This is a genomic window from Streptomyces sp. NPDC057900 (assembly GCF_042887885.1).
GTDB lineage: Bacteria > Actinomycetota > Actinomycetes > Streptomycetales > Streptomycetaceae > Streptomyces.
This window is the reverse complement of record NZ_JBHVOI010000003.1, coordinates 724,237-737,157: the sequence shown is the minus strand read 5'-3', so window position 1 is coordinate 737,157 and position 12,921 is coordinate 724,237. Positions and strand designations below refer to the sequence as shown.

The 12,921-nt window shown below is 72.5% G+C and carries 7 protein-coding genes; 3 read left to right on the top strand and 4 right to left on the bottom strand.

The features are described 5' to 3' along the window. Positions 1 to 538 precede the first annotated feature (538 nt). Positions 539 to 1,093, bottom strand: a complete 555-nt coding sequence (locus tag ACFVQ0_RS17470; protein ID WP_390088826.1) for a MarR family winged helix-turn-helix transcriptional regulator — start codon at positions 1,091 to 1,093, stop codon at positions 539 to 541. 156 nt (positions 1,094 to 1,249) lie between these two features. Here ACFVQ0_RS17470 and ACFVQ0_RS17465 point away from each other — a divergent pair, with 156 nt between their 5' ends. Continuing rightward, complete coding sequence (locus ACFVQ0_RS17465; RefSeq protein ID WP_390088823.1) at positions 1,250 to 2,560, top strand: MFS transporter; 1,311 nt, start codon at positions 1,250 to 1,252, stop codon at positions 2,558 to 2,560. A 21-nt stretch (positions 2,561 to 2,581) separates the two neighbouring features. Here the strand turns inward: ACFVQ0_RS17465 and ACFVQ0_RS17460 are convergent, their stop codons facing one another. Beyond that, on the bottom strand, positions 2,582 to 4,246 hold the full coding sequence (locus ACFVQ0_RS17460) for a SpoIIE family protein phosphatase (protein ID WP_390088820.1): 1,665 nt from the start codon (positions 4,244 to 4,246) through the stop codon (positions 2,582 to 2,584). 245 nt (positions 4,247 to 4,491) lie between these two features. Then, a complete protein-coding gene (locus ACFVQ0_RS17455) occupies positions 4,492 to 5,889 on the bottom strand; it encodes an NAD(P)/FAD-dependent oxidoreductase (RefSeq protein ID WP_390088818.1) in 1,398 nt (465 codons plus the stop codon). Between the two features lie 336 nt (positions 5,890 to 6,225). Between ACFVQ0_RS17455 and ACFVQ0_RS17450 the strand changes: the two genes are divergently transcribed. Both ACFVQ0_RS17450 and ACFVQ0_RS17445 read left to right on the top strand, forming a co-directional pair. Further along, positions 6,226 to 7,134 carry a TetR/AcrR family transcriptional regulator gene (locus ACFVQ0_RS17450; RefSeq protein ID WP_390088816.1) on the top strand — a complete coding sequence of 303 codons (909 nt, stop codon included), beginning with the start codon at positions 6,226 to 6,228 and terminating at the stop codon, positions 7,132 to 7,134. A gap of 310 nt (positions 7,135 to 7,444) precedes the next feature. Then, positions 7,445 to 9,442 carry a sigma-70 family RNA polymerase sigma factor gene (locus ACFVQ0_RS17445; RefSeq protein ID WP_390088814.1) on the top strand — a complete coding sequence of 666 codons (1,998 nt, stop codon included), beginning with the start codon at positions 7,445 to 7,447 and terminating at the stop codon, positions 9,440 to 9,442. On the opposite strand, the gene ACFVQ0_RS17440 is transcribed toward ACFVQ0_RS17445, so the two are convergent. Further along, positions 9,429 to 12,896 (bottom strand): ATP-binding protein, encoded by a 3,468-nt coding sequence (locus tag ACFVQ0_RS17440; RefSeq protein ID WP_390088812.1) that lies wholly within the window; start codon positions 12,894 to 12,896, stop codon positions 9,429 to 9,431. The genes ACFVQ0_RS17445 and ACFVQ0_RS17440 overlap by 14 nt on opposite strands. Between the last annotated feature and the right edge of the window lie 25 nt (positions 12,897 to 12,921).

Here is a 12,921-nt window from a genome sequence, read left to right as displayed (position 1 = left end):
GCCGAAGCAGGTCGGGGTATCAACGTATCTGGCGTTGACTTTTGGCACGCTGTTGAGTTCTCAAGGAACGGACGCTTCCTTTGTACTCACCCTCATCGGGCTTTCCTCCGGGCGCTTCCCTTCGGTCTTGCGTTTCCGACTCTATCAGACTCTTTCGTGTCCGATTCCCGGTCGAAGCGGGCCTCGCATTTTCGCTTTCCAGTTCTTCGCTTTCGCGTTTCCCTTTCCGGCGAGTCCGACTCTATCAGATCCTTTCGGGCCTGATTCCCAGTCAGCGGGGTTTGTCTTCCCGGCTGTTGGGCCGTTCCGACGTCTCAAACTCTAGCGGATCTTCCCGGCGGCTCATAATCGAGCCTTCGAAATCAATTTCGGCATACCGAAATTCTCCCGGGCGGGAGATCGTGCTGAGTTTTGGTTGCCGCATTCGCGGCGGGATCGGTCGCCACAGAACCGTTCCGGCTCCGTGACAACTCGAAGAACCTTACGGATCGCGGTGGGGTGTGTCAACCCCTCCCCGGCCCGCCCTCGCAGGGGCGGGTCAGTCCAGGTCGGTGAGGCGGCCGCCGGCATCCGGCTGGGCGTGTTCCACCCGGCGCAGCAGCCGGATCAGCATCTCGCCGAGGTTCCCGCGCTCGTCGCCCGAGAGGTCTTGGAGCAGTTCCTCCTCGAAGTCGGTGGCCATCCGCATCGCCTCCAGCCACTTCGCCCGGCCCTCGTCCGTCAGCTCGACGATGACGCGGACCCGGTTGCTCTCGTCGCGGTCGCGGGTGACGAGGCCCTCGCCAGCCATGCGGTCGATGCGGTGCGTCATCGCGGCCGGGGTGAGTCCGAGCCGCTTGGCCAGCTCACCGGGGCCCAGCCGGTACGGGGTGCCGGCGAGCACGAGGGTCTTGAGGACCTCCCACTCGGTGTTGCTGATGCCGAGGGCGGCGACCTGGCGTCCGTACGCCACGTTCATCCGGCGGTTCAGCCGGCCGAGCGCCGAGACGACCTGTTCGACCTGTGGGTCCAGGTCCCGGAACTCGCGCTGATAGGCGGCGATCTGCTCGTCGAGGCTCGGCTCCTGGAGACCGGGCTCGGTGGTGTCAGACATGGCGCGCAGTATGGCACGCCGCCCATAGCCGTCGAAGTCCTTCAATCTGTATTGTTGAGCTTCTAACTTTAGTGCTAAAGTCTTCGGGTTCGAGTCGTTCGGTTCGCTCGATCACATGGCTTCGAGACCTTGAGGTAGGTGAGTGTGACCAGGGAAATGGGTGCAGCACTGCGGCGGATCCAGCTGGGGAGCGCGCTGAGCGCGTTCGGGCTCGGGTTCACCGTTCCGTATCTGTACGTCTACGTGGCGCAGGTACGGGATCTGGGTGCCGGTACGGCGGGTGTCGTGCTGGCGGTCTTCGCCATGGCAGCGCTCGCCGTCCTGCCGTTCACCGGGCGGGTCATCGACCGTCGCGGTCCGCTGCCCGTCCTGCTCGCCGCCTCGGTCGTCGCCTCCCTGGGCGCGGTCGCGCTCGGCTTCTCCTCGCAGGTGACCGCTTCCGTCCTGTCGGCCGCGGTCCTCGGCGCGGGGACCGCCGTCATGCAGCCGGCCCTCGCCACCATGCTCGTGCGGTGCTCCGACACCGGCACCCGCACCCGGGCCTTCGCCATGCAGTTCTTCCTGCAGAACCTGGGCCTCGGCATCGGCGGGCTGGTCGGCGGACAGATCGTCGACACCGAGCGGCCGGCGTCCTTCACCCTGCTGTTCCTGATCGAAGCGGTGATGTTCCTCGTCCTCGGCGCCATCACGGCGACCGTGCGGATGCCTCGTACGCCCGCCGTCGCGGCGGGGGTGTCCGGTGCTGGTGACAGCGCGCCGGGGGGCGGGATGCGGGCGCTGCTCTCGCACCGGGCCATGGTGCAGCTCTGTGTGCTGGGGTTCGTGGTGTTCTTCGCCTGCTACGGGCAGTTCGAGTCCGGGCTGGCCGCGTACGGCACGGAGGCCGCCGGGATCGAGCCCTCCACGCTCGGGATCGCACTGGCCGCCAACACCGCGGTCATCGTCGTCGCCCAGTTCGTGGTGTTGCGGCTGGTGGAGCGCCGCCGTCGCAGCCGGGTGATCGCGGCGGTCGGGCTGATCTGGGCCTTCGCCTGGATCGTGGCGGGGTACGCCGGGCTCGGGCACGGCAGCCAGACCATGGCGACGGCCGCGATGATCTCCACGTACGCGCTGTTCGGGCTCGGTGAGTCGATGCTCTCGCCGACCGTCGCGCCGCTGGTCGCCGATCTGGCACCGGAGTCGATGGTCGGGCAGTACAACTCGGCCTTCGCCCTGTGCAAGCAGCTGGCGCTGGCGGTCGGTCCCGCCGTGGGCGGACCCATGGGGGCCTCCCTGCACGGGCCGTACATCGTGACGTTCGTACTGTTCTCGCTCGGGATCACCATGCTCGCGCTGCGGCTCGGCCGGCGGCTCACCCCCGTACAGGACCAGCCTTCGCTCGCGGCGGTGCCGTCGCGGGTGGTGGCGGTGTCGTTGCCGGAGGGCGCGGCGGCCGAGGCTCCGGTCCCGGTCGCCGTCGTGCGCTGAGGCCGGGACCGCGCCCTGCTCCTACCGGGGCAGGGCGAACTCGCACCAGACCGCTTTGCCGCCACCCGGCGTGCGGCGGCTGCCCCAGGACGTGGCGATCGTCGCGACGATGGAGATGCCCCGGCCCGCCTCGTCCGCCGGGTCTGCGCGGCGGCGGCGCGGCAGGTGGTCGTCGCCGTCCGTGACCTCGATGATCAGGCGGCGGTCGGTGCGCCGCAGTCCCAGGCGCATCGGCGGTGTGCCGTGCTGGAGGGAGTTGGCGACCAGCTCGCCCGCGGCGAGGACACCCAGGTCGCAGAGCTCCACCGGGAACCGCCACGACGTCAGCACGCCCGTTGCGAAGGCGCGGGCGCGCGGGGCCGCCTCGATGCCGCCGAGCAGATCGAGCGAGGCGTTGTGGAACAGCTCCGCGACCGGTCCGGTGCGGGCGGGGTGCTGGACCACCAGGACCGCGACGTCGTCGTCGTGTTCCGCGGTGATGTTGAGGGAGCGCATCAGGCGGTCGCACACCACCTGCGGCGCGCCCTTCGCACCGGAGAGCGCCCGCTCAAGGGCGGCCACGCCCTCGTCGATGTCCTCGCTCCGGCGCTCGACCAGGCCGTCCGTGTAGAGGACTGCGGTGGAGCCGGGCGGCAGCGCGATCGTCCCGGACGTGTGGATCCAGCCGCCGGTGCCGAGCGGCGGACCCGTCGGGCCCTCCGCGCGGTGCACCGTGCCGTCCTCGTCGCGCACCAGGATCGGCAGGTGGCCTGCGGAGGAGTAGACGAGCAGGCCCTCGTTGGGGTCGTGGACCGCGTAGGCGCAGGTGGCGATCTGGCTGGCGTCGATCTCGGCAGCCAGCCCGTCGAGCAGCTGGAGCACCTCGTGCGGCGGGAGGTCGAGGCGGGCGTAGGCGCGTACGGCCGTGCGGAGCTGGCCCATCACCGCGGCGGCGCGCACCCCGCGCCCCATCACGTCCCCGATGACCAGGGCGGTGCGGCCCGCGCCGAGGGTGATGACGTCGTACCAGTCGCCGCCGACCGCGGCGTCCGTGCCGCCGGGCTGGTAGGTGGCGGCGATCCGCAGGTCGTCGGGCTGCTCCAGCTCCTGCGGGAGCAGCGAGCGCTGGAGGGTGACGGCCGTTTCGCGGTGGCGCCGCTCGCTGGTGCGCAGCCGCTCCGCCGCCTCCGCGTGGTCGGTGACATCGGCGGCGTACACGAGCACTCCGCCCTGCTGCCCCTTGTCCTTGTCGTGCCGGACCGGGGTGCAGGTCACGGTGTACGAGCTGCCGTCGGCCACCTTGCGGGACTTGACCGTGCGGGGTGTGCCGCTGCGCAGGACCTGGTCCATCAGGGGGAGCAGGCTCAGCTCGGTCAGCTCGGGCATCGCCTCCGCGGCCGGGACACCGGAGGGGCGGGGGCCGAAGGCCGCGGCGTAGGCGTCGTTGACGTACGCGACGCGGTGCTCGGGTCCGTGCAGCAGGGCGACGAGGGCGGGCAGCCGGCCGAGGATGTCGCGGGCGGAGAGGTCCTCAAGGGCGGGCGCCGGGGGGCGGGTCGCCGGGGCGTCGGGTCCGTCCTGGGGCGGGCCGGATCCGGTCTCGTCCTGTGCGTACTCGGCGCGGGCCGCCGGTACGGCACTGTGGTCGTCCCGGGCGGCTCGACGCTGCGTACCGGGTAGGCGGGCGCTCCAGCGCGTGAAGTTCACGGAATTTCTGGCCTCGTGTGTCGGTCTGGTCCGCTCGGGCGGGCTGCTTCCTCTGCCGGGCTGCTTCCGCTGCCGGTCCTCTGCTTGTTCTCCTGCCGGGCTGTTCTTCCCGCCGGTCCGGGGGCCGGACTGCCGGGAGGGCGCAGCCGGAGCCCGCCGCTGCTGGTTACTTTCGGTCGCCGCCTGCCGGGTCACTCTGTGCAGATGTGAGCCCACCTATGGTCACACGTCCAGTGTGTCGGACCCTACTGACAGTCGTCGCCGTCGCCGCCGGGGCGCCGTCCGGCGGCGAGTTCGAACTCGGCCCGGGGGTGTTCCAGCGAGCCGAGGGAGACGATCTCGCGCTTGAACAGGCCCGCGAGGGTCCATTCGGCGAGGACGCGGGCCTTGCGGTTGAACGTGGGGACCCGGCTCAGGTGGTACACGCGGTGCATCAGCCACGCAGGGTAGCCCTTGAGCCTGCGTCCGTAGACATGCGCGACACCCTTGTGCAGGCCGAGCGAGGCGACGGAGCCCGCGTAGCTGTGCCGGTACTCCGTGAGCGGTTCGCCGTTCATGGACGCGACGATGTTCTCCGCGAGGACCTTGGCCTGGCGGACCGCGTGCTGGGCGTTGGGCGCGGTCTCCCGTCCCGGCTCGTCCGAGGTCAGATCGGGGACGGCGGCGGCGTCACCGGCGGCCCAGGCGTGTTCGGCGCCCTCGACGGTGAGCTGCGCCGTGCAGACGAGCCTGCCGCGTTCGTTGAGCGGCAGTCCGGTGGCGGCGAGCAGCGGCGCGGGCTTCACACCGGCCGTCCACACGAGGGTGCGGGTCGGGAAGCGGGAGCCGTCGCTGAGCACGGCCACCCGGTCCTCGCAGGACTCCAGCCGGGTGTCGAGCCGTACGTCGATATTGCGGCCGCGCAGCTCCCGGACCGCGTACTTGCCCATCGATTCACCGACCTCGGGCAGGATGCGGCCGGTGGCCTCGACCAGGATCCACTTCAGGTCCTCGGCCTTGATGTTGTGGTAGTACCGCGCGGTGTAGCGGGCCATGTCCTCCAGCTCGGCCAGCGCCTCCACCCCGGCGTAGCCGCCGCCGACGAAGACGAAGGTGAGGGCCGCGTCGCGGATGGCGGGGTCGCGGGTGGCGGAGGCGATGTCCATCTGCTCGATCACGTGGTTGCGCAGCCCGATGGCCTCCTCGATGGTCTTGAAGCCGAAGCCGTGGTCGGCGAGACCGGGGACCGGGAGGGTGCGCGAGACGGAGCCGGGCGCGATGACGATCTCGTCGTACGGGATCTCGACGGCTCCGGTGCCGTCCTCGCCGGTGGCCAGCGTGGTGACGGTCGCGACGCGCTTGACCGGATCGATCCGCCGCGCCTCACCGATGACGATCGTGCAGTCGGGCAGGACCCGGCGCAGCGGGACGACCACATGGCGCGGTGAGATCGAACCGGCGGCGGCTTCCGGGAGGAACGGCTGATACGTCATATAGGGGTCAGGGGTGACGACAACAATCTCCGCTTCGCCGCTTCTCAGCCGCTGTTTGAGCTTCCGCTGGAGACGCAGCGCGGTGTACATCCCTACGTAGCCGCCGCCGACGACGAGAATGCGCGCGCCGGACGAGGGGCCGGGGGGTGTTCCCCCGGAATCTGAAGCCATCACCACCCCATGACGCAACGCGCTCCGGAGTTTGTCCACAGCCCCGGCAAATTGTGTGACCGGAGCTCCCGAACAGGCCGCTCCGGTTGATCGTCGCGGCATTACGGACGCCCCGCAGGTCAGGGGTTGCGGTGGAGGGTACGGACAGTGGGCGAATCGGTGATCAACCGGTCCTTGTTCCGATCGGGGGGCGCTCCGGGCGGAACTGCCCCCTTCTGAATTGGTCCTGGCTCAACTATGTTCGTGTGTCGTCGGGGTGACGGATGTGACCATCGCTCAACCCGGCGGACACGGCGGGAGTCTCCGGGGGGAGACGTCATAACCGGGGGATCAGTTATGCATATTCAGGAATCGCATTGGCCAACTGCTGCCGTCGCGCCCGAAGGAAACGGGCGAATCGAGGCAGTCGGTGCGGTCGGTGCCGCCGGTACAGCCGGTGCGGTCGGAACGGTGAGCGGCATCGGGTCATCAGGGACCCCCGTATCACCGGGAGCAGTGAGCACGCTGAGTGCCGCACTCGGCTCGGGCACCGTCGGCGCGGGAGCGCACGGCCGCTCGGCGCCGCTTCGGGTGGACGCGCAGCGCAATCTGGAACATGTGCTGCGGGCCGCCCGCGAAGTGTTCGGTGAGCTCGGGTACGGCGCTCCGATGGAGGACGTGGCGCGTCGCGCCCGGGTCGGTGTCGGCACGGTGTACCGGCGCTTCCCCAGCAAGGACGTGCTGGTGCGGCGGATAGCCGAGGAGGAGACCTCCCGGCTGACCGACCAGGCGCGGTCCGCGCTGGGGCAGGAGGAGGAGCCGTGGTCGGCGCTGTCGCGCTTCCTGCGGACGTCGGTCGCCTCCGGTGCGGGGCGGCTGCTGCCGCCGCAGATACTGCGCGTCGGGGTGGACAGCGACGATTCGACGGTGATCGGCGATGCGGGCTCCGCCAGGGACGAGCCCAGGGTGCCTCAGCAGCGCCAGGAGACCGGTCAGGGCGGTGGCCTGCGGGTCGCGGAGCCCCGGCAGGAGGCGGCGGAGGTCGACGAGGTCGGCAGTGGAGCGGCCGAGCTGCTGGAGGTCGTGGGCCGGCTGGTCGACCGGGCGCGGGCGTCGGGTGAGTTGCGCCGCGATGTGACGGTGGCCGATGTGCTGCTGGTCATCGCGACGGCGGCACCCTCGCTGCCGGACGCGGCTCAGCAGGCGGCGGCTTCGGCCCGGCTGCTGGACATCCTGCTGGAGGGGCTGCGCTCGCGGCCTGCGTGAGCGGGGGCGCGGGGGCTGTCGGCCACCTCGGCGGACCGCCCCCGGCGCCGGCCCGGCCCTGCGCCGGGTTCCGGGCACTCCGTGGTCGCTGTGGTCGCCGTGGTCGCGTTCGGCTCGGCCGTACTCATGGCGCTCAACTGCCCCATCGGAACAACCGGTTACCCCTTCCCCGAACGGGTGTCCGCTAGTGCTCATATTCGGGAGAACGCCCCGGATGAGTGGTTGCCGGGGCTGAGAGGCCGCCACTGCCGCCCTCTGTGGCACGCTTGCCCGGTATTCGGGTCCGAAAGCGCATACGGGGGCGACCGTGATGAGCGGTGACGGGCAGCAGGAAGAGCCGTTCGACGGTGTCTCCACCACGGGCGACGGCTCCGGCACGGGCGGCCTGCCCGCAGAGCAGGTGCCGAGCCAGGCCGGACCGGGGCGCCAGGGCTCGGACGAGGAGGACGGCGGCACGGTCCTGCCCGGACCATGGCCCCCCGCACCGGTAGAGAACCCGGCACCGGCGGGTACGGACGCGGTCCCCATGCAGCGGGTGGGCGGCGGCCGGAACGCTGCCGATGCCACCGGGACGGCCCCCGCCGACGCCGAGTTGATCCAGCGGATGCGGGACGGCGACGACCTCGCGTACGACGAGCTGTTCCGCCGGCACTCGGACGCGGTGCGCAGGTACGCGCGCACCTGCTGCCGGGACGCGCACACCGCCGACGACCTGACGGCCGAGGTCTTCGCCCGGACACTGCAGGCCGTACGGGGCGGCAAGGGCCCGCAGGAGGCGGTGCGCGCCTACCTGATGACAGCGGTGCGGCACGTCGGCGCCGCATGGACGAAGACCGCGAGGCGGGAGCAACTGGTCGACGACTTCGCGGCGTTCGCCGCGGAGGCCTCGCGCTCCTCCGAGGTCTCCGACGCTGACACCCTCGATCTCGGCGCCGATGTGCTGGCGATGCACGAGGCCGAGCAGTCGATGGCGATGCAGGCCTTCCGCAGTCTCCCGGAGCGCTGGCAGGCGGTCCTGTGGCACACCACCGTCGAGGAGGAGTCGCCCAGCGACATCGCCCCGCTCTTCGGGCTCACCGCCAACGCCACCTCGGTGCTCGCCAGCCGGGCCCGCGAAGGGCTCAAGCAGGCCTATCTGCAGGCCCATGTGAGCCAGGCGCTCACCGCGGGCGGCGACTGCGCCCGCTACGCCGACCGGCTCGGCGCCTACGCCCGCGGCGGGCTGCGCATGCGTGCCGAGCGCGGCCTGCGCGGACACCTGGACGAGTGCGCGAAATGCCGGCTCGCGGCAGGCGAACTGGCCCATGTGAATGCCGGGATTCCCGCCCTGCTCCCGGTCGCGGTCATCGGCTGGTTCGCCGCCGGATACGCGCTCAAGGCCGCCGGGATCGTGGCGGGCGGAGCGGCCGGTGCGGCGGGCGCGGGTGCCGCGGCCGCGGCGACCGGCGGGGGTTCCTCCGCCGGCTCGGCCGGTGGCGCCGCCGCCTCCGAGGGGCTCGGCGCTCCGGCGAAGGCCGGTATCGCGGCGGCGGTCGCCGTCGCGGCCGCGGCCGGGCTGGTGTGGGCGCTGGTCGGCGACGAGCAGCCCCGGCCGGAGGCGAAGCCGGTGGCCAGGCCGCCGGCCGTGGCGCCCGCGGTGCCCTCGCCCGCACCGCCGAAGCCGAAGCCCACCCCGCCCCCGAAGCCGGCGCCGCCCGCCCCCGTACCGCCGAAGCCCGCCCCGAAGCCCACTCCGACTCCCACGCCCACGCCCACACCGCCCCCGAAGCCCACGCCGTCGGCGCCCGCACCGCCGCCACCCGCGCCGAAGCCGACCCCTACGCCCACACCCACGCCCACCCCGACTCCCCCGCCGCCGCCCGCACCGGCACCGGAGGTCTACCAGGTCAACGAGTTGAGCTACAGCCTTCTCGGGGACCATTCCGGCCCCGAGGTGGTGCTCGGGGAGAGCGGCTGGGTCTGGCAGCGGTCCGGGATGTCGATCGGCGGCACGCGGTACGCCCACGGGGTGACCGTCCACAGCCGCTCGTCGGTCGTCATCCAGCTGAACCGCCAGTGCACCCGTTACGAGGCGATGGTCGGCGTCGACGACCTGACCATGGGGCTCGGTTCCGTGCGCTTCTCCGTGTTCAACGGTGACGGGGCGCGGCTGTGGCAGTCGCCCGTGATGAACGGTGACGATCCGGCCGTACCGGTGGGCGTCGGCATCGAGGGCCAGGACCGGATCCGGCTCGTCGTGGAGCCGACTTCGCCGTTCGGCGGGGTGGCCCTCGCGAACTGGGCCCAATCCCGCATCAGTTGCCGCTGACCGCCGGGCCGGTGATCTCCGCGAGCAGGCTCACGACGTCGTCGATGGTCAGCGCGCGGCCCGCCGCGCGCTCCTTCTCGTAACTCCGCTCCCCCAGCGCCTCGCGGGCCAGCCGCCCGGCCTCGTCGACCGCCGCCTGCTCCACCTCGGTCCTGGGACCGCAGAGCCGCCAGCTGTCGGCGGCGGCCAGGACGCGTACGGCGGCCGCGTGGTGCCCCAGCTTCGGCAGCACGGTCGCGAGGGCGTCCGCCAGGTATCCGGTGATGACCTCGGAGTACTGCCCGTCCCGCGCCGCGGCCAGGGCCGCCACCAGCCCGCGCAGCCCGACGGCCGGGCCGCCGTGGGGCTCCGGCTCGTACACGGCGATGCGGGCGGAGAGTCCGTCCAGCAGCGCGGGCATCTGTGTGGGCGGGCTGTTCTCCTCCTCCGTCCCCCGCGCCTCGTCGAGCCTGCGCCGGGCGACCGCGATGTCGCCCCGGTCCAGGGCCATGGTGGCGCGCAGGTAGTGGACGTACGCGGTCGCGTCGTGTGTCTGGTAGCGCTCCGCCTCGGCCGCAGAGCGGTCCAGGCCCCGCTCTGCGGCGGCCACGTCGCCGGTGCGGTAGGCGAGTTCGGCCAGCCGGGCCAGGAGGAACGGGGCCTCGGCGTGGGCGCCGACCTCACGGGCGAGCAGCAGCGCCTCCTCGTAGGCCGGACGCGCCTCCTCGTACCTGCCCCGCATCATGGCCGCCTCCGCCGCGGCGCTCTCGACCTGGGCGCGCATCCAGCGGTCCCCGACGCGGCGGCTCAGAGCCCGCAGTTCCACCAGGTCGTCGTCGACCCCCGGCATGCCGCCCGGCATGTCGACGATCATGTGCGTACGGAACATCAGCGAGACGCCGTACCCCCAGTCGTTCCCGTGGACGCGGGCGTTGTCGACGACGGCGTCGATCTTCCGGTGCACGTCCTCCATGTCCTTCGTGCCCAGCGTGATGAACGAGGTCATCGGCCAGAGCAGCCCGGGGAAGCGGGCTGCCTGCGGCCCGGACGTCATGAACGCGTCGGCCAGCCTCCGCACCAGCGCCTCGTCCGGCCCGCCGTCGCGGTCCGCGTCCGACGAACCGCGCTCCGCCTCCAGGAAGAACCGCAGCATGCGCAGATTCATCCAGGGCCAGTAGCGGGGGTCGGTGGCGTCGGTGGGTTCCGGACCGAACGACAGGGCCGGCGCGGTCCAGTTGAGGCCCTCGGTGCGGTAGTTGCGCAGCCACCAGAACCAGCCCATGCCCAGGACCAGCCGCGCGGCATCCGATTCGGCGGAGGCGGCCGATGGACCCGGCGGGCCGGGGGGAGGGGTGGTGGTGCGGTGGAGCGCGGCCCTGATGTTGTCGAGGTCCGTCTCCAGCCGCTGGATCCAGGGAAGTTGCTCGGCGGAGCGCAGCTTCGGCTCCGCCTCCTCGACGAGCGAGAGGAAGTACGCGGTGTGTGCCCGCCCCGCCTCGGCCCGTACGTCCGGGGTCTCGGCGCAGCGCTCGATGGCGTACTCGTGGATGGTCTCCAGCAGGCGGTAGCGCATGCCGCCGTCGGCGGCCGGGGTGGCGACGACGAGGGACTTGTCGATGAGCGCCCCGATGAGGTCCGCCGTGTCTGCCGTGCCGGCGGGCTCGGCTGTGCCGGCGGGCTCGGCTGTGGCGGCGGGCTCGGCTGTGCCGGCGGCGTTGTGCCCTGCAGACCTGCCCGGCGTCGTGATCACGGCCTCCGCGGCGGGCAGGTCCCAGCCGCCCGCGAAGACCGAGACCTGGCGCAGGGCGGTGCGCTCGCCCTCGTCCAACAGGCCCCAGGACCAGTCGACGACCGCGCGCAGGGTCTGCTGGCGCGGCAGTACCGTACGGCTGCCGCTGGTCAGCAGGCGGAACCGGTCATCCAGCCGGTCGGCGATCTGGCGCGGGCTCAGCATCCGCAGCCGGGCCGCGGCCAGCTCGATGGCGAGCGGCAGTCCGTCCAGCCGACGGCAGATCTCGGCCACGGCGGCCGCGTCGTGTGCGGCCTCCCGCGCGGGGTCGAACCCGGGCCGCACGGCACGGGCCCGCTCGGTGAAGAGACGGTGCGCGAGACCGGCCGGGAGCGGATCGACCGGACGGACGGATTCGCCGGGCACGCCGAGCGGTTCGCGGCTGGTGGCGAGGATGCGCAGCCGGGGGCAGCGGGTCAGCAGGGTCTCGGCGAGCGTGGCCGCCGCGTCGATCACGTGCTCGCAGTTGTCGAGGATGAGGAGGAAGGGGCGGGACCTGGACCAGTGCGCGAGGTGATCCGCGAGCAGGTCCACCGGACCGGTGCGCGGATGCGTTCCTTCGTGGGCGCTGTCCCGCAGCAGGGCCGTCTCGCGCAGCCCGAGCGCGGAGAGCACGGCTCCCGGTACGGCTTCGGGGTCCTCCACCGGGGCGAGCTCCGCGAGCCAGACGTCACCGTCGGCGGCACGGCCCCCGTGCGCCGCGGACTCCTCGGCCAGCCGGGTCTTCCCCGAGCCTCCCGGACCGGTGAGGGTGACCAGCCGGGAGCGGGTCAGATCGTCCCGGATGGCGCGGAGTTCGGGCTCGCGCCCGACGAAGGAAGTGAGCCGGGGGCGGAGATTGCCCCGGCATTCCGGCGGTTCGGTCCCGCGTGCGGATGGGGAGGGTGGTGCGGATGGTGTTGGTGAAGCGGTTGGTGTCGGTGGTGTGAGTGGTTCGGGGGGTGCGGGGTTGAGCAGGGCGCGGTGGAGGGCGGCCAGCTCGGGTCCGGGGTCGGTGCCGAGCCCCTCGGCGAGGGTCCGGCGCGCGTCCTCGTACGCCGCGAGCGCGTCGGCCTGCCGTCCGGCGGCGCGCAGGGCGCGGATGAGCTGGGCCCGGAAGCGCTCGTCGTACGGGTGCGCCGCGGTCAGCTCCACCAGCTCGGGCACGAGAGCCGCCATCGGCCCCGTAGGCCCGTCGGCCGCCGCGCATCGCAGGTCGGCCTCGATGCGGTGCTCCAGTGCGGCCAGCCGGTGGGCCTCCGGACGCAGCGCGTGGCCGTGGTCGCGGTCGGGCAGGTCGGCCAGGGCCGGTCCGCGCCACAGGGCGAGTGCCGTACGGAGCGTCCGGGCGGCGTCCTGCGGGGCGTCCGCCTCCAGCTCGGCCGCGCCCTGCCGGGCGAGCTGCTCGAACACGTGCAGGTCCACGTCCGCCGGGGTGGCCGCCAGCCGGTAGCCGCCGGGGGTGCTGGCGAGCGCGTCCCGCCCCAGCGCCCGGCGCAGACGGCCCACCAGGGCCTGGAGCGCGGCGGGGGCGTCCGCCGGGGGATCGTCCGCCCATACGTCGTCGACGAGCTCGGCGATCGACACGGACCGGCCGGGCCGCAGCGCCAGGGACGCGAGAAGGGCACGCAGGCGCATGCCGCCGAGGGGCAGCGCCCCGCCCTTCTCGTCTCGCGCCTCCGTGACGCCCAGGATCAGATACCGCACCCCGCCATTGTGTCCCGCCGGTACG